Source organism: Haloferax volcanii DS2, from assembly GCF_000025685.1.
GTDB classification, from domain to species: Archaea; Halobacteriota; Halobacteria; order Halobacteriales; family Haloferacaceae; genus Haloferax; species Haloferax volcanii.
Genome location: NC_013967.1, coordinates 2,703,836 through 2,722,921, shown reverse-complemented (window position 1 = coordinate 2,722,921; position 19,086 = coordinate 2,703,836). Strand labels below are relative to the sequence as shown.

The following is a 19,086-nucleotide window of genomic DNA, read 5'->3' as shown; positions in this document are numbered from 1 at the left end:
CACCCAGTACGCGACCCCGTCGGACCGTGACACCACCGCCTCTCACGTCGCCGCGTCGGTGGTCCCACCGGACGGCCGACGGTCGCCGGTCCGTCCGCCGAGCGCCCAGCCGAGTCGGTAGACGAGCGACCCGGTTGCGAGCGTCACCAGCACCCAGACGACGAGCAGCAGGCCGACGAACAGGACGCCGTAGCCGCCGACGGGGACCATCGGAAGCGCGAACGCCGTGGGTGCGGCGACGATGGCGAGCGACAGTAAACGCGTGCTCCCGCCGCGCCGGGCCGCGTAGCCGAGGGGCAGAAACAACACGATGGCGGTTGCCAACGCGAACGCGCTGAACGAGACCCACGGGTTCGCCCCCGGCATCGAAATCGCGGTGGCGACCGCGAGCGCGACCTGCGGGCCGACGGCGGCGGCGACGAGGCGGCGGAACCCGAGCGCCTCGGGGCGGGCCGCCGAGACGACGCCGAGCGCGACCAGTTGGAGGGCGAGGAGCCACGCCACCGCGGCGGCGCTCCCGGAGAAGGCTTGGACGACGAGGAGACAGAGCCCCCACATGACGCCGAGTGCCGCGACGGGGGGTCCGAAGCGCCGCGCGCCGCGCTCGTCGTCGAACCGGCGGTCGAACTGCCGGACGAGGAGCACGCCGACGATGAGCACGAGCGTCGGGACGACCGCGACCCACGCGAGGTTCGTGAGGACGCCGGGGCCGGAGTCGGCGGCGAGGCTGGCGTAGGCCGCGGCCGTGGTGGCAAGCCCCGCGTCGGGGCCGAACGTGAGGTACGTCTGGCTCCCGATGCTCGACGCGCCCTCGTCGGCGGCGCTCCAGACGGCGGCCGTCCCGTTGGTCCGCGTCTCGGCGGGCGCGGTGAGGAGCGACGACCCCTCGGGACCGGTCACAGTGAACCGGTCGGCGTCGACGTAGACGGTGCCCCTGACCCCGTCGTCGTGGAAGTAGTCCACGACCAGCACGTCGCCGTAGCCGCGGGACGCCATCTCGGGCACCTCGAAGGTCACGACCGCGGTGTCGCCGTCCATCCGGGTTTCGAGGCGTCTGCGGTCGTCGGTGAACACGCGGTAGTCGTCGAACGTCCCGCGGACGACGCGGTCGAGTTGTTCGGGGTTCTCGCGGAACGTCGCGGCCGACCCGCCGTCGAGTTCGACGCGGGCGGTCCACGTCCCGCTCCGGTCGTCGTTGACGCGGACTCGGAGCGTGCTCGATTCGACCGTGAGCGGGACGCCGGCGGCGTCGCCCGCTTCTTCGAACGCCTCGCCGCAGACGCCGCAGACGGCCTCTGGCGGGGGTCGCGCTTCGGCCGGGGCGTTTCCGACGGGGAGTCCGGCCAGCGCGACGAGGAGGGCGAGGGTGACGAGCGCGAGGGTGCGAGAGCGCATTCACCGACAATATTCAGGGTTATTGATAAGTATCTTCTCCCCGAGTCGGGGAGGCGTCGCATCCGCGGAAACGACACCCCTTTTCGTTCGCCGCCAAAAAGCGAGTCCATGGATCCGAAGCGGGAACTCACGAGCGTCGACCTCGCGGCCCTCGTCACCGAGTTGAACCGGTACGAGGGCGCGAAGGTCGACAAGGCGTACCTCTACGGCGACGACCTGCTTCGCCTCAAGATGCGGGACTTCGACCGCGGACGGCTCGAACTCCTCCTCGAAGTGGGCGAGATAAAGCGCGCGCACCTCGCCGCACAGGAGCACGTACCGGACGCCCCCGGTCGGCCGCCGAACTTCGCGATGATGCTCAGAAACCGGCTCAGCGGGGCCGACTTCGCGGGCGTCGAGCAGTACGAGTTCGACCGCATCCTCACGTTCACGTTCGAGCGGGGCGACGAGAACACGAAAATCGTCGTCGAGCTGTTCGGACAGGGCAACATCGCGGTGCTCGACGAGACGGGCGAAGTCGTCCGCAGTCTGGAGACGGTGCGACTCAAGTCGCGGACGGTCGCGCCGGGGTCGCAGTACGAGTACCCCGCTTCGCGGCTCGACCCCCTCACCGTCAGCCGCGACGCCCTCGGCCGGAACATGGAGCAGTCCGACACCGACGTGGTGCGGACGCTCGCCACCCAGTTGAACCTCGGCGGCCTCTACGCCGAGGAGCTGTGTACCCGCGCCGGCGTGGAGAAGACCCTCGATATCGCCGACGCCACCGACGACGACTACGACGACATCTACGACGCCATCGTCGACCTCCGCGAGCAGGTGCGCGCCGGGGAGTTCGACCCGCGGCTCTACCTCGACGACGACGGCGAAGTCGTGGACGTGACGCCCTTCCCGCTGCGCGAACACCAGAACGCCGGGCTCGACGAGGAGGCCTACGACACGTTCAACGACGCGCTCGACGAGTACTTCTTCCGGCTCGATTTGACCGCCGACGAGCAGGAGGCGACCTCCGACCGCCCGGACTTCGAGGAGCAAATCGCCAAACAGCAGCGCATCATCGACCAGCAGGAGGGCGCAATCGAGGGCTTCGAACAGCAGGCCCAAGACGAGCGCGAGCGCGCCGAACTGCTGTACGCCAACTACGACCTCGTCGACGACGTGCTGTCGACCGTCCGCGGCGCGCGCGAGGAGGGCGTCCCGTGGGACGACATCGCCGCGACGCTGGAAGAGGGTGCCGAACAGGGCATCCCCGAGGCCGAGGCCGTCACGAACGTCGACGGCGCGAACGGCACGGTCACCGTCGACCTCGACGACGCGACCGTCACCCTCGACGTGTCGATGGGCGTCGAGAAGAACGCAGACCGCCTCTACACCGAGGCCAAGCGCATCGAGGAGAAAAAGGAGGGCGCGCTGGCCGCCATCGAGGACACTCGCGAGGAGCTCGCGGCCGTAAAGAAGCGCCGCGACGAGTGGGAGGCCGACGACGGCGACGAGGACGAAGACGACGAGGACGAAGAACCCGAGGAGACCGACTGGCTCGCGCTCGACTCGGTGCCCGTCAAGTCCACGGAACACTGGTTCGAGCGGTTCCGTTGGTTCCACACCTCCACGGGCTACCTCGTCGTCGGCGGCCGCAACGCCGACCAAAACGAGGAGTTAGTGAAGAAGTACATGAGCAAGCACGACCGCTTCTTCCACACGCAGGCCCACGGGGGACCGGTCACGCTCCTGAAGGCGACGGGGCCGAGCGAGCCCGCCCAAGCGGTCGACTTCTCCGAGGAGACGCTCCGCGAGGCCGCGCAGTTCGCCGTCTCGTACTCCTCCATCTGGAAGGAGGGCCGCTTCGCCGACGACGCCTACATGGTCGAGCCGTCGCAGGTGTCGAAGACGCCCGAGTCCGGCGAGTACATCGAAAAGGGGAGCTTCGTCGTCCGCGGCGACCGCGAGTACTTCGAGGACGTACCCGCGAAGGTCGCGGTCGGCATCCAGTGCGAAGACGAAACGCGGGTCATCGGCGGCCCGCCGTCGACAATCGAGACGCGCGCGGAGACGACGCTGACGCTCACCCCGGGGCAGTACGCCCAGAACGACGCCGCGAAACTGTGTTATCGTCGGCTCCGCGAGCGCTTCGCAGACAAGTCGTTCGTCAGAAAAATCGCGTCACCCGACCAGATTCAGGAGTTCCTCCCGCCGGGCGGGAGCGATATCGTCGACGAGTGAACGTCGCCGCCTTCGGGTAATCGGGCGTTAGACGGCTTAATATTCAATTATTCGGATGCTTCGGGTACAAGATTATATACTTTCCCGTCGTAATGTTGCATCGAGCGCGCGTGTCAACCCGCGAATCTCACATTCGGCCGAACGGCCGGTGGATGGGTGGGTGGTGGCGCTCGGTGAAACCTCATGATTTCAGAATCACTTTCGTATCCTCGCAACGACGAGAATTGGCTCAAGACAGTCCTCATCGGTGGGGTGCTCAGTTTCCTTGGGTTCCTCATCGTACCGACGTTCCTCGTCATTGGCTATCTGCTCCGCGTCGTCCGCGCGACGATGAAGGGCGACGAGCAACCGCCGGTGTTCGACGACTGGGGTGACATGGCCGTCGACGGCGTGAAAGGCTTCGCCATCGCGTTCGTCTACGGTGTCCTCCCGCTCATCATCATGAGCGTGTTCGTCGGGTCGGCCATCATTGGCATCTTTGCCGGCGGTGGCTCCGACACTGCGGGCATCTTCGGCGGCATCATGACTCTCGTCGGGCTCCTCGTCTCGCTGGTGCTCGGCCTGCTCGCCGCCTACATCGTCCCGGCGGCACTGGCCAACTACGCTGAGACCGACCGACTCGGGTCCGCCTTCGACGTCGGCGCGCTCAGACCCGTGCTCACCTCGGGCAAGTACGTCACCGCGTGGCTCACTGCCTTCGTGGTGCTGTTCGCCGTGTCGGTCGTCCTCAGCCTGCTCAACGTCATTCCGCTGTTGGGGCAACTGCTCAGCTTCGTCCTCGGCCCGTTCGTCGGGTTCTACGCGGCCGTCGCCGCCTACTACATCATCGGCCAGACGTGGGGCAAACTCCACGAGGTCGAGATGATGGACGAGGGCGAGATATCCGGTGAGCAGCCGGCCATTTGAGAGCAGATATCTACCTCGTTCCGACTTTTTTAAAGTGAATATTTATCTGTTCATAGAACAATCAGTCTCAATACACTATGCTCGCTGATGCGCTCGGTTATCCATTAAAGCATGAGGACTCTGTGGGAACGATTATAATCGGTTCTGTCCTGCTACTCGCTTCAGCCGCAGTCTGGTTCCTTTCGGGAATTCTTTTGGCTGTACTTATTGGCATCTTCATGCTCCCTCTTGCGCTGGTTCCATTAGCAATTGTTCAGGGCTACCAAGTTCGTGTTTTAAAAAGAACAATTGATGGAGATAATGCGCCTCCAAGTTTCACGCAGTGGGGTGAATTACTGGCAGATGGAATCAAGGCGTGGCTTATCAAATTTATTTACGCAATTCCGCTTTTTGCTATCCTTGCGATATTATTCTTTTCCGGATTTCTAAGTTCAATATCCCAGTCTGAGCTTGCCCAAGCTAGTTTCGGGATATTCTCGATTATTGGTCTACTCTTTTTTGTCGGGTATTCCTTACTCAGCTTGTACTTGATCCCGCTCGGGTTGTGTAGTTTTGCGGACGATGGCACGATTAGCGCGGCATTTCGGTTTTCTCAACTCTCAGAAGTGGGGTTGAACGGCAACTTCGCGGTTGGTTGGCTATTAGCCGTTTTTGTTGTCGTCATAGGCCAAATATTCGGTGTTCCGCTGTCACTACTCATCATTGGCGTCACTATTCTCTTCTACACCCGCGTGGTAGAGTATCGACTCTTTGCTTCGGGGTATCGACAGGCAATAGCTGGGAGCCAATCTAACTCTGAACCGAGAGATATGGAATCGATGTTCTCGGAAACCGGCACCGAATAACAACCCTTGTAACGGACTCGATAGTTGTAACAATATGCGCATTTCGAGCCGCGGTCGCGGCGAGGAGGGGCGCGAGCGAATCACGCTCGTCCCCGAGAACGTCGACGACCTCTGGCACCTCTCGTACGTCCTCGAACCGGGTGACCTCGTCTCCGGCGACACCACCCGGCGCATCCAGCGCGACGACGAGCAGATGCGGGACACCGGCGGCGAGCGCGAGCACCTCAACGTCACCATCGAGGTCGACGACGTGGAGTTCGCCCGCTTCGCCAACCGCCTGCGCGTCGGCGGCGTCATCGTCTCCTGTTCCCGCGAGGACCAACTCGGCCACCACCACACCCTCAACGTCGAGGAGCGCGCCGAGATAACCATCGAGAAACAGTTCAAGGCCGACCAGATAGACCGCATCGAGACGGCCGAACAGGCCGCGGAAAACCCCGACGTGGCCATCGCCACCGTCGAGGAGGGCGCGGCCTACATCCACACCGTCGCCCAGTACGGCACCGAGGAGTACGCCTCGATCACGAAGCCGACGGGGAAAGGCGAGTACGCCCGCCCGCGGTCCGAACTGTTCGACGAACTCGGGTCCGCGCTGTCGCACCTCGAGGTGGACGCCATCATCCTCGCCGGGCCGGGCTTCACGAAGAACGACGCGATGGACTACTTCGAGGACAACTTCCCCGCGGTCGCGGAGACCATCGTCACGACCGTCGACACCGCCGGCGTCGGCGACCGCGGCGTCCACGAGGTCCTCAAGCGCGGCGCGGTCGACGACGTGCAGAAACAGACCCGCATCGCCGAGGAGGCCAACCTCATCGACGAACTGATGGAGAACATCTCGACGGGCGCGAAGGCGGCCTACGGCGTCGAACAGGTCGCGGAGGCCGCGGAGTTCGGCGCGGTCGAACACCTGCTGCTTCTGGACTCGCGGCTCCGCGCGGAGCGACAGGGCGACGGCGACTGGGACGTGGACGTCAACGACATCATCGACTCGGTCGAACAGAAGGGCGGCGAGGTCACCGTGTTCTCCGCGGAGTTCCAGCCCGGCGAGCAGTTGAAGAACCTCGGGGGCATCGCGGCGGTCCTCCGGTACCGATTGCAGTAGCCGCACGCCGGAGAAACCGTTTAGCCGTCCGAAACCCACGTCTAGTCGTGATTCGGAGCGGGCTCTCGGAGGCGACGAAGCGGGTCGACAGCTGGCTCGACCGGGTGTTTTTCGCCGCGTGGGAGGTGTCGGTACTGGCGATTCCGACCCTCTGGTTTCTGCTTTTCGCGACGCCCAGAGCCGCGGTGTCGCTGTCCGGCCTCACCGCCCTCGCGGCGAGCGCCGTCGGCGCGCTGGCGTTCGTCTCGGTCGTCCTCGCCGGGACCGAGCGGGTCGCACGCCTGAGATGTGACCGGCCCGCGGACGCTTACTGCCCGGTGAGCGACTCGCTCGCCGGCGAGAAGTCGATGGTCGTCCCGAGTCCCTCCTCGTGCGCCTTCTCGTAGAGCATGTGGGCCGCGGCGACCGTCTCGATGCCCGTGCCGCCGCTGTCGAAGACGGTTATCTCTTCTCTGTCCTCGCGCCCGGCGGCGACGCCCGCGACGACCTCACCGAGTTCGGCGTGAATGTGGTCTTCGTCGACGACGCCGGCCTCGACGGCGGCGAGGAACGACCCGGCGTCCATCGTCGCGCGCTCGCGGAGGTCGGGGACGTACGTCGCGCGCTCGATGGTCGTCTCGTCGAGTTCGCGCTTTTCGGGGTGGTACTGGCCCATCGCGGTGACGTGCGTGCCGGGGTCGAGCAGGTCGCCGTCGAACACCGGGTCCGTGGCGGTCGTGGCCGTGACGACGATGTCCGCGCCCTCGACGGCCGCGGCGCTGGAGGCGACGGCCGCGACGCTGGCGTCGAGCGTGCGGTCCATCTCGCCCGCGAACGACTCGCGGCTCTCCTTGGTGGGCGAGTAGACCCAGACGCTGTCGAGGTCGCGGACGGCCGCGGCGGTCCGAAGCTGACCGCGGGCCTGCGCGCCGCTCCCGATGAGCGCGAGCGTCGAGGCGTCGTCGCGGGCGAGCGCGTTGACGGCGACGCCGCCGGCCGCGCCGGTCTTGAAGGGGTTCATGCTCGCGCCGTCGAGGAGCGCCAGCGGCTCGCCGCTCTGGGCGTCGAAAAGCGGCGTCATGAACCACGCGTCCTCCGCGCCGAAGCCGGCGGAGTACATGTAACCGCCCATCGCGCCCGTCTCGGGCAACACGGCCGCGTAGGTGGTGAGCATGCCCGGCGGCTCGCGGTTGAACAGCTTGGTCCGCGGCTCGGCCGGCGCGCCCTCGCCGCGCTGTCTGTAACCCTCGCGGACGGCCGCGACGTACTCGGCCGGCGTCGCCAGTCCGCTAATCTCGTCGCTCGTGAGGAACAACGTCGCTGTCATGGTCGGAAAAACGAGACCTGCGGTCAAAACCCTGTGGGCCGGCGAACCGGCCGGGCGGGCGTGCGATGGGGGGTTAGTCGGCGTCGAGGACCGACGGAGAAGGCGCGTCAGCGGCGTTGGGACCGGCGTGTTCGTTGAGGCGGGACGGAGACGGCGACGAGGGCCCGTTCACGAAGAGCGCGTGGCCGGTGAGGAGCGCGGCCACGCCCGCAGCCATCGGCACTGCCGTGGTCAACTGCAACCCGGCGACGGTAAGCGTGCCGGTGATGCCGAGGAGTGCGAGCGGGATGAGCCCGAGAATGTAGTCGTAATATCCGGTCATAATATATATCACACTACGGACGTAAGTGGTATAATTCTTTCCCATAGATGACTGATACTGTTTTCGTGGCCTATCGATACTATTCTCATAACTTATGAACAAATAATCGCAGGACTGCTCCGGGATAGAACGCTGCAAAGAACATCACAAATCCGATACTGTGGATTGTGCCTCTCGCCCGAACAGTCGCTCCGGTGCTCGTCGGCTGCCGGAACTCCACACGGTTATGGGAGTCGGTACCGTGGCCGGAGACGTGAACCGTAACGACCGCTCCATCGTCGCGTTGGTGATGCTCGCCCACGGGATGGTCCACACGTACGAACTGTCCATCCCCATCTTCGTGGCCATCTGGCTCGGGGAGTTCGCGAGCATCGACCTCGGTCTCGCGACGGTGCCAGTCACGACCGCCTCGCTGGGCGTGATGACGGGCCTCGGCTTCGCGCTGTTCGGGCTCGGGGCGCTCCCCGGCGGCATCCTCGTCGACCGCGTCGGCTCCAAGCGCCTCATCGTCGCCTGCCTCCTCGGGATGGCCGGGTCGTTCGTCCTGCTCGCGCTGTCACCGAACCTCGTCGTCGTCGCGCTCGCGCTCCTCGTCTGGGGCGCGGCGGCCAGCGTCTACCACCCCGCCGGACTCCGCCTCATCAGCACCGGCGTCGAGGAACGCGGGACCGGCTTCGCCTACCACGGCATCGCCGGCAACATCGGCATCGGCTTCGGTCCGTTCCTCACCGCGCTCCTCTTGCTGTTTTTCGACTGGCATCTCGTCGCCGGCGTGCTCGCGCTCCCGGCGCTCGCGGCCGCCGCGCTCGCCACCCGCGCCAACTTCGAAGAACAGGCCGCGGTCGCCGCGGCCGACGGCGGTGAGGGGGGTGACGCCGGCGATAGCGACACCGGCGGCGACGGCAAAGCCGGCGCGGGCGTCGAGTCGTTCGCGGAACTGGTCTCGCAGTCGAAGCACCTTTTCGCCGGCGGCTTCGCGCTCGTCTTCGCACTCGTGATGTTCTCGGGACTCTACTACCGCGGCGTCACGACGTTCCTGCCGGACCTCCTCGGCTCGGTCATCGGCATCGAGCCGATTCCGGTGTCGGCGCTCCTGCCCGCCGGCCTCGTCTCCGGGTCGGCCGGCCGCGCGCCGACGCTCGACGTGGAACTGTTCGTCTACGCCGGCCTCCTGACGGTCGGCGTCTTCGGGCAGTACGTCGGCGGCAAGCTTACCGACCGCATCAGGACCGAGCGCGGCATCGTCGCCGGCTTCGGCGCGCTCGCCGTCATCGCCATCGCCTTCCTCCCCGTGGCGAGTCTCGGCGTCGGCCCGCTCCTCGCCATCTGTGCACTGCTCGGCTTCTTCCTGTTTATCGTCCAGCCGTTCTACCAAGCGACCGTCGCGGAGTACACGCCCGCCGGGCTTCGGGGGCTCTCCTACGGCTTTACCTACCTCGGCGTGTTCGGCGTCGGCGCGCTCGGCGGCGCTATCGCCGGTTACATCCTCACGGTCGCTGATTCGACGGCGTTGTTCGCGGTCCTCGCGGGGTTCGCGGCGGCCGCGACGCTCCTGGGCGTGACGCTGTTGCGACGGCGGCCGACGCCCGCCTGACACCGGGTCGAGTGGGAGGCCCTCCGGGTCGGGGGGGACGGCCGGCAGAAAATACGGTTTCGGTCGGTTCTCCGGTGCGGTTCGAGAGGTTCGAACTCGGCGCTCGGCGTTCGACGCTCAGACGAGCTTGAAGTACAGCGTCCGCCAGACGCCGAGGGCGACGGAGCCGAGCACCAGCATGACCGCGACGAACGTGAGTTCGACGCCGCCTTCGAAAAGCGGCGTCCAGCGAATCGCCATGCCGACGACGGTCGCCGCGAGCCACGAGCGGACGCCGAGCGGGACGGCCGATTTCGCTGATTCCGCCGCGCCGGGCGAGTACGCGCCCAACAGCGGAGCGGTGAAGAGCCATCCGATGAGGAACGGGACCGCGGTGAGCACCCAGCCGACCGGGTCGGCCGAGAGGTACGACACTCCGTTGTGCTGAATCACGCCGACGGTGACGAGGAGGAAGATGGCGAGCACGTCGCCCACGGCGATGGGTAACGCCCCGGCATCGAGTCGCTCCTCTAAGAACGACGTCGAGGTTGCCATAGGCGTGGATTCGTCGCCCCCCTAATGGCTCTCCCGCTTTTTTCCGACCACCGTGTACTCGAAGCCGCGTTCGACCACGGCGGCCTCGAAGCCGACGCGTTCGAGAAAGCGCACGAGTTCGTCGGGCGTGGCGAACGCCGACCCGAAGCCGACGACCCGCTCGGCGGCGACCAGCCCCCGGCCGAGAAGCGTCTCGGGGTCGAACTCGTTGACGGCGAACACCCCGCCGGGCGCGAGCACGCGGAAGACCTCCTCGGCGACGCCGCGTTGGTTCGGCATGTGGTGGAAGGCGTCCACGACGGTCACGGCGTCGAGGGAGTCGTCGGCGAAGGGCAGTTTCCGGGCGTCGCCGCGGACGCAGTCGAGGCCCCGCCCGCGCGCCCGGCGGAGCATCCCGGCCGAGCGGTCGAGGACGATTCGCTCGGGAACGTCGAGCGCGAGGGTCGCCCGCCCGGAGCCGCCGCCGATGTCGACGACGCGCTCGACATCCCGGTCGGCGCGGTCGAGCGCCGTTTCGAGCGCGCCGGGGTCGGCCGGCGGCATCACGAGGTCGTAGACGGGTGCGAAGCGGTCGAAGAACCGAACGTCGCCAGCGCCGTGCATGGCAGACGCCACGGCCCCGCCGGGGAAGGTTCTTGCGCGCGGCGGCCCCAGTTCGGCCATGGAGTTCGACCTGCTCGGCTGGCCCGAAGACGGGCCGCGACTCCGCCTCGACTACCGGCGGTTCGCCTACGCGGGGAAGTTCGTCACCGCGGCGACGGGCAAGACGGTGCTCCGCGACCCCGACGACTCTCTGCCGCCCCTCGACGACGACCGACCCGCGCCGACCGGCGGCCCCGATTCCCTGCCGCCGCTGGCCGAGGACGTGGTCGCCGCGGTCGCGTTCAACGAGGACCGGACGGACCCGACGACGCTCTGGCTCCGGTACGTCACGGTTCGGCGGGACCGCCGGGGCGACGGACTCGGTCCCGACCTCCTCCGCCGGACCTGCGACGCCGCCGACCGCGGCTACGAGACGGTCCGCATCGCCGCGAACAACCCCTTCGCCTACGAGGCGTGCCACAAGGCCGGGTTCGGCTTCACGGGCCGCGAAACGGGCGTCGCCGAGTTGGTGCTGGAGCGCCCCGCCGGCGCGCCCGCGGCGGTCTCCCGCGAGGCGTACCAGTCCGGTCTCGACCGCTATCGCGCCCGCGACCTCGACGACCCGGAGCGGGCGTTTCTCGCGGCGCGCGAAGGAGTTGAACCCCCCGAAATCGACGCCGGTCACTCGGACGATTGAAACCCTCGGCCCCCGAAAGCCGAGCAAATGGGAAACGCAGACCTGCGGACGCTCGCCGCGCTCTCCGAGGTGTCGTTTGACGAGGTGTCCGGGAGCGTCGTCGCCGTCGACGCCCACAACTGGCTGTACCGCTATCTCACGACGACGGTCAAGTGGACGAGTTCGGAGACGTACACGACGAGCGAGGGCGAGGAGGTCGCCAACCTCGTCGGCATCGTCCAGGGGATCCCCAAGTTCTTCGAACACGACCTGACGCCCGTCTTCGTCTTCGACGGCGGCGTCACCGAGATGAAAGACGACGAGGTGGCCAAGCGCCGCGAACAGCGCGAGAAGGCCGAAGAACGCCTCGAAGAGGCCCGCGAGGCCGGCGACGCGGTCGAGGCAGCCCGGATGGAAGCGCGCACCCAGCGGCTCACCGAGACGATTCAGGACACCAGCCGCGAACTCCTCTCGCTGCTCGACGTGCCGGTGGTCGAAGCGCCCGCGGAAGGCGAGGCGCAGGCGTCCTACATGGCCCGTAAGGGCGACGCCGACTACGTGGGCAGCGAGGACTACGACACACTCCTGTTCGGCGCGCCCTACACGCTCCGACAGCTCACGAGCAAGGGGAACCCCGAACTGATGGACCTCGACGCGACGCTCGACAAACACGACATCACCTACGAGCAACTCGTCGACATCGCCATGCTCTGCGGGACCGACTTCAACGAGGGCATCACGGGAATCGGCCCGAAGACGGCCGTGAAGGTCGTCACGGAACACGGCGACCTCTGGTCGGTCCTCGAAGCCCGCGGCGCGAGCATCCCCAACGCCGACCGCGTGCGCGAGTTCTTCTTGGACCCGCCGGTCACCGACGACTACGACTACGACACCGACATCGACCCCGACGTGGCCGCCGCCCGCGAGTTCGTCACCGAGACGTGGGAGGTCGACCCCGAGGAAGTCCGCCGCGGCTTCGAGCGAATCGAGGAGTCGGTCACGCAGACCGGCCTCGACCGCTGGACGTAGGGCGCGCTCGCATCGAGACAACAGCCCGCCGACACGTTTACACGGGCTGGTTCGGAACTCCGGCGTGTGTCCCCCGACGACGCCGAATCCGATTCCGACACGACCTCCTCTGCGGCCAGCTCTGACGAACGCTCCTCGCTCTCGCGTCGCCAACTGCTCGGCCTCGTCGGCGGCGCGGGCGCGGTCGGCGGTATCGGCTGGTTCAGGCCGACGTGGCTCCCCGACCCGATTACGGACTGGCTGACGACGATGTACCCCGACCCGCCGAGCAACTACGTCTGGCAGCCGCCGGTGAGCGACGAACACGCCGACGCGGCGGTGGCGAACCTCGAAGAGACCGTCGAGCAGGCGAAGCAACTCCGTTCGCAGGTCGACCTCGACTCGGTGGACGAGGATATGCGGTTTCATCTCCGCGGGTCGCCCGCCGGCGGCCACCTCGACGCCGCGAAAGAGGAACGAGATGCCCGTGAGCGTCTCTTCTCGGCAACCTACGGAATGCTGTTCGCCGGCGAAGCCGTCGGTTACGCGAAGGTTGCACTCGGAGAGGAGGACCCGGATGCCCGTCTCGAACGCGGCCGTGAACTGTGGGAGGCGAGTGACGCGGTTGCGGACTCCATCTCTGCGTACCGTGTCTCCGACCCCGGCCGTGACCTCGGGTATCTCTACGCCATCGAACGCCAACTGGCCTTTGTGCGAATCAGTTCGAACTGGAATGGGACGTCCGTCGGCGGCGACCCCGACTCGGTAGACGAGTACTCTCCCCACGGACTCGCGAACACCTGGGGGTCGCAGTTGCAGGCGGAACAACGACTCGAAAACGCACGACACTACCGAGAGCAGTATCGCTCGGGTCTCGGAGACGACCCACAGCCGCATCGCGAGCGACTGGACGACGCGCTTCTCGGCCTCCTCGCCGAAACCGACCGGTTCCCGAGACGTGACCAGATGCGGACGAAACTCGAAGACGAACTCGAACTCGACCGGTCGTCGCCCTACGGTGCTGCCCGCTGGGAGTTGTACACGCTCTGCTTCGACAACGGCTTCAGATTCTACGGCAACGACCTCCGCCGAGACCTGACGGTCCTTCGCGTCGTGAAGACCGGTCAGGCCCTCCTCGCGCGACAGGCCCACGAGTACGCCCTCGAGGAACTCGGCGTTACTCCTGCCGACACCGGCTACGACTCGGGTCGAGCGTTCCGGGCGAAACGCCGTTCGATGCGCGACTTTCGGGCGACGCGCGACGAATACGACTCGAACTTCGCGGGCGTCGTCGCGAACGAGGCGGCGAGCATTATCCGCGCCGGCGACGTGAGTCTCGAAATGGGCGACGGTCCCGCGTGGAAAGAGCGCGTCGAGTCGGCGGTGTACTACCTCGTCGGTGCTGGAATGATGCGGGAACTCGGGAACGTGGTCGAACCCGTCGTCAGCCTCGACACGAACTGACCGACCACGTTACGACACGTCTTCGATGGCGTCCAGCAGCATCGTCGCGCCGAGGTCGATTTCGCGGGCGGTCACGTCGAGCGGCGGGAGGATTCGAAGCACCTTGTAGCCGCACGAGAGAGTGAGGAGACCGCGCTTGAGAGCGGCTTCCTGCACGGCGTCGCGGCGTTCTTTGGTATCGAACTCGACGGCGAGCAGCAGGCCCTTGCCGCGCACGTCGACGACGGTGTCGGGCGCGTCGTCGCGCATCCGCTCGATGAACTGGCGGCCGCGGGCGACGGCGTTGTCGAGTAGGTCGTACTCCTCGATGGCTTCGAGGGTGAACACGCCCTGCATCGAGGAGACGATGTCGCCCGCGCCCCACGTCGAGGAGAGCCGCGAGGTCTCGTCGGGGAATATCCCGTCGTTCGAGATTGTCGCGCCGACGCGGAGGCCCTTCGCGCCGGTGATGATGTCGGGTTCCAGCGGGTAGTGGTCAGAACCCCACAGCTCGCCGGTGCGGCCGACGCCGGTCTGAATCTCGTCGGCGATGAGCGTCAGGTCGTAGTCGTCGACGACGGCGGCGAGTTCCTCGACGAAGGCGTCGGAGGGGAAGCGGTAGCCGCCCTCGCCCTGTATCGGTTCGACGATGACGTAGGCGACCTCGTCGGCGTCGATGTGGCCCTTCTTCGGGTGGAGCTTCTGTCGGAGTTTGGAGACGGCGGAGTCGGCGTCGGGGAAGAAGCCGCAGGAACACGTCTCGGGGGAGCAGGTCCGGTCGTCGCAGAACGGTACGTCGAGGACGCCCGAAATCTCGGGGAACTTGCGGCGATAGACGGACTTCGAGCGGTTGAGCGAGAGCGCGCCGAGGGTGCGGCCGTGGAACGCGCCCTCGAAGGTGACGCCGTACTTCGCGCCGTCGGCGTGGTCGTAGGCGATTTTGATGGCGTTCTCGACGGCTTCGGCCCCGGAGTTCGACAGGAACACCGTGTCCATCCCGTAGTGGCTCGTGAGGTCGGTCAGTCTGTCCATGAGCGCGGCGGGACCGGGGAGTCGCTCCTCGCCGGGCGCGGAGCCGTCGCTGACGTAGAAGTCCTGGCCGGCGATTTTCGTCGGGTCCACGAGGTCGAACTCGGCCATGCGGTCCGTGAGTTTCGGGTTGTTGTAGCCGAGCGGCGCGGCCGCGACGTGGCTCGTGAAATCGAGGAGGACGTTGCCGTCGATGTCGGTGCAGAAGGGGCCTTCCGACTCCGCGGTGATGTCCCAGACGAAGTCGTAGACGTACGTGCTCGGCGCGGCGTGTTCGTGGTGGTACGCGACCCACTCGCGCGCTTTCTCGCCGGGCATCGAATCGACGCGTGGCACCGCCGTCTCTCGGTCCATGCGCCTCGGTACGGCGACACATAAGTTAAGATGTTCGTTATTATTGATGCAATATCGGCTGCCCCTCGGTCGAGTCGGTCGGTTTCGCCGCGCGAACCGACGGCTTCGGCGGCCGGTCGTGACGGCGTTCCGTCGTGACCTATCGCTCCCGCGATAGGCTTTTGATGCCTCCGTGTCCGTGGTTGGGTATGGCTCTCCCTGACATCCAGCGCTCCCGCGCGATGTGGTGGTCGCTCGCGTTGGTCCTCGCGGGCGCGCTCACCTACGTCGTCTACTCTTTTATCGGGACGTTCGTCTTCGGGCTCTTCATCTACTACGCCACGCGGCCCATCTACTGGCGGATTCGTCGCCGGGTGAAACCCCCGAGTCTGGCGGCTGCCGTGGCGCTTTTCGCCCTCGCACTCCCCGTGCTCGGCCTCGTCGTCTACGCCGCGACCATCGCGCTCCGCGAGTTCCTGCGGTACGCCGACCGGCTCTCGACGGACGAGGTTCCCATCGACCTCGAAGCCTACGGCATCGACCCGACGCTGTTGGAGGGAATCGCCAGCCCGCAGGCGCTGTTGGAGTACGACTTCCGGTCGGTGCTGACGCCCGAGGCGCTCGGCTCGGTGTTCGATTCGCTGAGCGTCGCCGCCAACACGTTCGCTTTCCTCGGTGTCGGTGCGATTCACCTGTTCGTCATGATTGCGTTCGCGTTCTACCTCCTCCGCGACGGCCACCGCCTGCGACGGTGGGGCCAATCGATGTTCGCCGACGACCACGGCATCCTCGAAGCCTACATGCGCGGCGTGGACCGCGACTTCAACAACATCTTCTTCGGCAACATCCTTAACGCCATCCTCACGGGCACCATCGGCGTCATCGCGTACTCGCTTTTGAACGTCCTCGCGCCGGCGGGCGTCCGCATCCCCGCGCCGGCGCTCATCGGACTGCTCGCGGGCGTGGCGAGCCTCATTCCCGTCGTCGGCATGAAGCTCGTCTACGTCCCCATCGCGGGCTACATGGGACTCGAAGCGGCGATTGCGAACCCGCCCGGACTCTGGTTCGTCCTGCTTTTCGCCGCCGTCTCGTTCGTCATCGTGGACACGATTCCGGACCTCGTGCTCCGGCCGTACGTCTCCGGTCGGAGCCTCCACGTCGGAGCCGTGATGCTCGCGTACACGTTCGGCCCGCTGCTTTTCGGCTGGTACGGCATCTTCCTCATGCCGATGATACTCGTGTTGTTCGTGAACTTCGCCCGACTCGTCCTGCCGGAGCTCTTGGCTGGAAAACCGATTCGGCCGTACATGGTTGACCCGGCGCACTTGGTCGACGGCCCGCCGGTTGAGGAGCTAACCGCTGACGAGGCGGACGACACGCAGCGAGAGCCAGCCGAAACCGAACGGTCGTCGGAGGGCGAGTCGGACGTTCCGGAGACGTTTACCGACCGGGACGAGACGAGGTCAGGTCGAGACTCGCGGTCTCCGTCCGACGCCGGCGTTGACGGGTAGCCCGGGTCGTTCGCTCACGCCTCGAAGTCTTCGGGGACGTACTCCGCTTCCCACTCGTCGCGGGCCTTGATTTCGCGGCGACCGCGGCGGGTGAGCGTGTAGTAGTTGGTTCGGCGGTCGCGCTGGCCCTTGTCGACCAACCCCTTCTCGACGAGCGTGTCGAGGTTGGGATAGAGCCGCCCGTGGTGAATCTCCTTTTCGTAGTAGGCTTCGAGTTCTTCTTTGATGGCGAGTCCGTGCGGCTCTTCGAGACCAGCGATGACGTACAGCAGGTCTCGCTGGAATCCTGTCAGGTCGTACATCGGTAAATTCGACTCGTATGTTACTGTCTAATTCAGATAAGCATATCGGCCTCGACCGACGATTCACCCTCGAAACCGCGCCAGTCTCCGAAATCTTCTGGACGCGATTATGTTATTAATCTTACTAATATTCCGGAGTGTCCGTTTCGAGGACTGGATATGTCCACAACTGGACGACTCTCGTGGTTCGCGCGACGATATTGTTAATTGTTATCAGTGAACATAGCACGGCTGTTCGGAACGAAAATCCCGCCGGTCGAGGAAACTCCTCGACAGTTCCGGGGAGACAGTCGGCCGACTCGGAATCAGGAGCTCGTTTTCGGACGGCGAGTGAGACGGACCTGCCGATCTCAGGTCGTAGTTTCGCGCAGAAGGAAAGCAAGCCGTGCCGGAAATCTCCGGCACGGCATGCCGCCCTGAATTGGTCCCCGCTGACGCTTCGGCCCTCCAAAGCGAAGCGTCACTTACGGCTACTGTTCGGTTTCACTTAAAGATAACGACGCGTGCCAAGGGTTGACAATGGTGCTAACTGTCCATCTGAGTGGTACGTACGCGCCGAATTCCGGCGTTCGTCGATTTCGTTCTGTTCGAAGAGTTATGTTCGAAGAGTTATGTTCGAAGAGTTATGTTTGGTTAGTCACATATGCTCTTCTTCCAACACCCAGCCGAGCGCCCGCTTGTAGTGCGTCATGAGCTTTCTGACACCTTCGTGTCGCATCTCCTCGGAGTCAAGTTCATGCTTCAGGAACTCGTACTGCTCTCGAACTTCGGATTCGCTTCGCATACGCCGACGGTGGGCCGCCGGACGTATGTAGCCCGGCGGTCGTCTCGACTGGCGACCGCTCGCGGCCGCGTCGACTCGCCTCACTCTTGATGCTCTCCGCGTCGGGTCGCCGTGCTTTTGCGCCGTCGGAGCCAACCCGGTCGCATGGAGATACGCGGCGAGCGCGAGTGCAAGGAGTGCGACCACCGATGGTCGTACTACGAGACGGGAAGCGTATCGTGCCCGCAGTGCGGGAGCCTCCGGAGCGTCGGCGTTGGCGGCAGGGAGCGCCACACCGCCACGCAGACCGACCTCGATCTCTCGGCGCACCGCTCCGCCGTCGGCGACGGGTCGATTCGAGACGCCGCGCCGGCGTTGAAATCCGACCTCCGCGACTACGTCCGGCAGACGGGCTACATCCGCGGGGGCGAACTGCTCCCCCTCGGAGACACCCCGCTCGCGGCCCACGAACTCCTCCACGCGGTCGACGTGGTCGCCCGGTCGAACCGACCCACGGACGACGAACAGCTTTACGTCATCAGCCTGCTCCAACGCGCCGACGAGGGCGAACGCCTCGCGCCGGACCCCGTGCCCGACTCGATGACCGACGCCCGCGGTCTCGCCTACGCCGAGGCCATCGACGCCTACTGTCGCGACCTCTCGACGTGGCTCGACGACAACCCGAACCCCGAGGTCAGGACGACGCTCGAAACCCTCTCGAACCACCGCAAACGCGTCGAGGCGCTCGACGGGGCCGTCTCGCTGTCGGAGTCCGAGGCGCTCGTCGAGGCCGCCCGCGAGATTCACACCGCGCTCATCGACAACGACCTCGACGCGCTCGCGTCGGCCCGCGACACGCTCGCGGCGCTGTTCTGAGGCCGCCGACCACCGCGTTAACGTTTTTGCCCCGCGGCGACCCTTCGCAGACGATGACTGCCGGATTCGACATCCACGAGGTTCGCCACCGGGTGAAACTACTCCGCGACGACGGCGACACGATGCTCGTCGAGAACCGCGACGGCGTGGCCTGTCCGGCCTGCGGCGACGACTTCTCGCAACTGCTCATCTCCGACCGAACCGCGCACAGCTTCGACGTGGACGCCGACACCCGATTCTGCGTCCGGCGGGACGGCGACCGACTGCTCGTGGCGACGCACGAGTGAGAAAAATCGGTTGGGCGGGCGTCAGCGCCCGACCGGGAGCCGAATCGGCCTG

19 protein-coding genes and 1 pseudogene are annotated in these 19,086 nt (G+C 66.0%); 12 read left to right on the top strand and 8 right to left on the bottom strand.

What is annotated here, in order from left to right; translation table 11 throughout:
* Positions 1-42: 42 nt before the first annotated feature.
* The gene (locus HVO_RS18650) at positions 43-1,395 is read right to left on the bottom strand and encodes a hypothetical protein (RefSeq protein WP_004044701.1); all 1,353 of its coding nucleotides are present in this window, start codon (positions 1,393-1,395) and stop codon (positions 43-45) included.
* 108 nt (positions 1,396-1,503) lie between these two features.
* On the opposite strand from HVO_RS18650, the gene rqcH reads away from it, so the two are divergent.
* From rqcH to HVO_RS21590, 5 genes and pseudogenes are all read left to right on the top strand, one after another.
* Positions 1,504-3,612, top strand: coding sequence for a ribosome rescue protein RqcH (rqcH, locus tag HVO_RS18645; RefSeq protein ID WP_004044700.1), 2,109 nt, complete (start codon positions 1,504-1,506; stop codon positions 3,610-3,612).
* A gap of 183 nt (positions 3,613-3,795) precedes the next feature.
* Entirely contained in the window at positions 3,796-4,518 is a 723-nt protein-coding gene (locus HVO_RS18640; protein ID WP_013035546.1) for a DUF4013 domain-containing protein, read from the top strand.
* A gap of 77 nt (positions 4,519-4,595) precedes the next feature.
* A complete protein-coding gene (locus HVO_RS18635) occupies positions 4,596-5,363 on the top strand; it encodes a DUF4013 domain-containing protein (protein ID WP_218623788.1) in 768 nt (255 codons plus the stop codon).
* A 34-nt stretch (positions 5,364-5,397) separates the two neighbouring features.
* On the top strand, positions 5,398-6,468 hold the full coding sequence (locus tag HVO_RS18630; RefSeq protein WP_004044697.1) for an mRNA surveillance protein pelota: 1,071 nt from the start codon (positions 5,398-5,400) through the stop codon (positions 6,466-6,468).
* Positions 6,469-6,518: 50 nt separating this feature from the next.
* Positions 6,519-6,710, top strand: a pseudogene (locus HVO_RS21590) (hypothetical protein); the annotation flags it as partial.
* Between the two features lie 65 nt (positions 6,711-6,775).
* On the opposite strand, the gene HVO_RS18620 reads toward HVO_RS21590, so the two are convergent.
* Both HVO_RS18620 and HVO_RS18615 read right to left on the bottom strand, forming a co-directional pair.
* A complete protein-coding gene (locus HVO_RS18620) occupies positions 6,776-7,774 on the bottom strand; it encodes an ornithine cyclodeaminase family protein (protein WP_004044695.1) in 999 nt (332 codons plus the stop codon).
* A gap of 73 nt (positions 7,775-7,847) precedes the next feature.
* Complete coding sequence (locus HVO_RS18615) at positions 7,848-8,096, bottom strand: hypothetical protein (protein ID WP_004044694.1); 249 nt, start codon at positions 8,094-8,096, stop codon at positions 7,848-7,850.
* A gap of 226 nt (positions 8,097-8,322) precedes the next feature.
* Between HVO_RS18615 and HVO_RS18610 the strand changes: the two genes are divergently transcribed.
* Positions 8,323-9,690, top strand: a complete 1,368-nt coding sequence (locus HVO_RS18610) for an MFS transporter (protein ID WP_004044693.1) — start codon at positions 8,323-8,325, stop codon at positions 9,688-9,690.
* 117 nt (positions 9,691-9,807) lie between these two features.
* Here HVO_RS18610 and HVO_RS18605 read toward each other — a convergent pair whose 3' ends face one another.
* Both HVO_RS18605 and HVO_RS18600 read right to left on the bottom strand, forming a co-directional pair.
* Positions 9,808-10,224 (bottom strand): DUF3054 domain-containing protein, encoded by a 417-nt coding sequence (locus HVO_RS18605; RefSeq protein WP_004044692.1) that lies wholly within the window; start codon positions 10,222-10,224, stop codon positions 9,808-9,810.
* A gap of 21 nt (positions 10,225-10,245) precedes the next feature.
* Positions 10,246-10,827: a class I SAM-dependent methyltransferase gene (locus tag HVO_RS18600; RefSeq protein ID WP_013035344.1), complete on the bottom strand. Its 582-nt coding sequence runs from the start codon at positions 10,825-10,827 to the stop codon at positions 10,246-10,248.
* Positions 10,828-10,885: 58 nt separating this feature from the next.
* On the opposite strand from HVO_RS18600, the gene HVO_RS18595 reads away from it, so the two are divergent.
* The 3 genes from HVO_RS18595 to HVO_RS18585 all read left to right on the top strand — a co-directional run bounded on the left by HVO_RS18595 (position 10,886) and on the right by HVO_RS18585 (position 13,954).
* On the top strand, positions 10,886-11,503 hold the full coding sequence (locus HVO_RS18595) for a GNAT family N-acetyltransferase (protein ID WP_004044690.1): 618 nt from the start codon (positions 10,886-10,888) through the stop codon (positions 11,501-11,503).
* 27 nt (positions 11,504-11,530) lie between these two features.
* Complete coding sequence (gene fen, locus HVO_RS18590; protein ID WP_004044689.1) at positions 11,531-12,511, top strand: flap endonuclease-1; 981 nt, start codon at positions 11,531-11,533, stop codon at positions 12,509-12,511.
* A gap of 66 nt (positions 12,512-12,577) precedes the next feature.
* The gene (locus HVO_RS18585; protein WP_004044688.1) at positions 12,578-13,954 is read left to right on the top strand and encodes a hypothetical protein; all 1,377 of its coding nucleotides are present in this window, start codon (positions 12,578-12,580) and stop codon (positions 13,952-13,954) included.
* 9 nt (positions 13,955-13,963) lie between these two features.
* Here HVO_RS18585 and HVO_RS18580 read toward each other — a convergent pair whose 3' ends face one another.
* On the bottom strand, positions 13,964-15,316 hold the full coding sequence (locus tag HVO_RS18580) for a class-III pyridoxal-phosphate-dependent aminotransferase (RefSeq protein WP_004044687.1): 1,353 nt from the start codon (positions 15,314-15,316) through the stop codon (positions 13,964-13,966).
* A 221-nt stretch (positions 15,317-15,537) separates the two neighbouring features.
* On the opposite strand from HVO_RS18580, the gene HVO_RS18575 reads away from it, so the two are divergent.
* Positions 15,538-16,806, top strand: coding sequence for an AI-2E family transporter (locus HVO_RS18575; protein ID WP_004044686.1), 1,269 nt, complete (start codon positions 15,538-15,540; stop codon positions 16,804-16,806).
* A gap of 14 nt (positions 16,807-16,820) precedes the next feature.
* Here the strand turns inward: HVO_RS18575 and HVO_RS18570 are convergent, their stop codons facing one another.
* Together HVO_RS18570 and HVO_RS21115 are read right to left on the bottom strand one after the other, a co-directional pair.
* Positions 16,821-17,108 carry a PadR family transcriptional regulator gene (locus tag HVO_RS18570; protein WP_004044685.1) on the bottom strand — a complete coding sequence of 96 codons (288 nt, stop codon included), beginning with the start codon at positions 17,106-17,108 and terminating at the stop codon, positions 16,821-16,823.
* Between the two features lie 637 nt (positions 17,109-17,745).
* A complete protein-coding gene (locus HVO_RS21115; protein WP_004044684.1) occupies positions 17,746-17,892 on the bottom strand; it encodes a hypothetical protein in 147 nt (48 codons plus the stop codon).
* Positions 17,893-18,036: 144 nt separating this feature from the next.
* Between HVO_RS21115 and HVO_RS18565 the strand changes: the two genes are divergently transcribed.
* Together HVO_RS18565 and HVO_RS18560 are read left to right on the top strand one after the other, a co-directional pair.
* Positions 18,037-18,747 (top strand): DUF7117 family protein, encoded by a 711-nt coding sequence (locus tag HVO_RS18565; RefSeq protein ID WP_004044683.1) that lies wholly within the window; start codon positions 18,037-18,039, stop codon positions 18,745-18,747.
* Positions 18,748-18,800: 53 nt separating this feature from the next.
* Positions 18,801-19,034 (top strand): DUF7385 family protein, encoded by a 234-nt coding sequence (locus tag HVO_RS18560; protein WP_004044682.1) that lies wholly within the window; start codon positions 18,801-18,803, stop codon positions 19,032-19,034.
* Positions 19,035-19,086: the final 52 nt, after the last annotated feature.

What these genes read in the sequence shown, in the direction of transcription:
- HVO_RS18565 (WP_004044683.1), top strand. Translation starts at nt 18,037, where the DNA reads ATGGAGATACGCGGCGAGCGCGAGTGCAAGGAGTGCGACCACCGATGG.
- HVO_RS18640 (WP_013035546.1), top strand. Translation starts at nt 3,796, where the DNA reads ATGATTTCAGAATCACTTTCGTATCCTCGCAACGACGAGAATTGGCTC.
- HVO_RS18600 (WP_013035344.1), bottom strand. Translation starts at nt 10,827, where the DNA reads ATGCACGGCGCTGGCGACGTTCGGTTCTTCGACCGCTTCGCACCCGTC.
- HVO_RS18595 (WP_004044690.1), top strand. Translation starts at nt 10,886, where the DNA reads ATGGAGTTCGACCTGCTCGGCTGGCCCGAAGACGGGCCGCGACTCCGC.
- HVO_RS18630 (WP_004044697.1), top strand. Translation starts at nt 5,398, where the DNA reads ATGCGCATTTCGAGCCGCGGTCGCGGCGAGGAGGGGCGCGAGCGAATC.
- rqcH (WP_004044700.1), top strand. Translation starts at nt 1,504, where the DNA reads ATGGATCCGAAGCGGGAACTCACGAGCGTCGACCTCGCGGCCCTCGTC.
- HVO_RS21115 (WP_004044684.1), bottom strand. Translation starts at nt 17,892, where the DNA reads ATGCGAAGCGAATCCGAAGTTCGAGAGCAGTACGAGTTCCTGAAGCAT.
- HVO_RS18615 (WP_004044694.1), bottom strand. Translation starts at nt 8,096, where the DNA reads ATGACCGGATATTACGACTACATTCTCGGGCTCATCCCGCTCGCACTC.
- HVO_RS18650 (WP_004044701.1), bottom strand. Translation starts at nt 1,395, where the DNA reads ATGCGCTCTCGCACCCTCGCGCTCGTCACCCTCGCCCTCCTCGTCGCG.
- HVO_RS18575 (WP_004044686.1), top strand. Translation starts at nt 15,538, where the DNA reads ATGTGGTGGTCGCTCGCGTTGGTCCTCGCGGGCGCGCTCACCTACGTC.
- HVO_RS18580 (WP_004044687.1), bottom strand. Translation starts at nt 15,316, where the DNA reads ATGGACCGAGAGACGGCGGTGCCACGCGTCGATTCGATGCCCGGCGAG.
- HVO_RS18570 (WP_004044685.1), bottom strand. Translation starts at nt 17,108, where the DNA reads ATGTACGACCTGACAGGATTCCAGCGAGACCTGCTGTACGTCATCGCT.
- HVO_RS18610 (WP_004044693.1), top strand. Translation starts at nt 8,323, where the DNA reads ATGGGAGTCGGTACCGTGGCCGGAGACGTGAACCGTAACGACCGCTCC.
- HVO_RS18560 (WP_004044682.1), top strand. Translation starts at nt 18,801, where the DNA reads ATGACTGCCGGATTCGACATCCACGAGGTTCGCCACCGGGTGAAACTA.
- HVO_RS18620 (WP_004044695.1), bottom strand. Translation starts at nt 7,774, where the DNA reads ATGACAGCGACGTTGTTCCTCACGAGCGACGAGATTAGCGGACTGGCG.
- HVO_RS18635 (WP_218623788.1), top strand. Translation starts at nt 4,596, where the DNA reads ATGCTCGCTGATGCGCTCGGTTATCCATTAAAGCATGAGGACTCTGTG.
- fen (WP_004044689.1), top strand. Translation starts at nt 11,531, where the DNA reads ATGGGAAACGCAGACCTGCGGACGCTCGCCGCGCTCTCCGAGGTGTCG.
- HVO_RS18605 (WP_004044692.1), bottom strand. Translation starts at nt 10,224, where the DNA reads ATGGCAACCTCGACGTCGTTCTTAGAGGAGCGACTCGATGCCGGGGCG.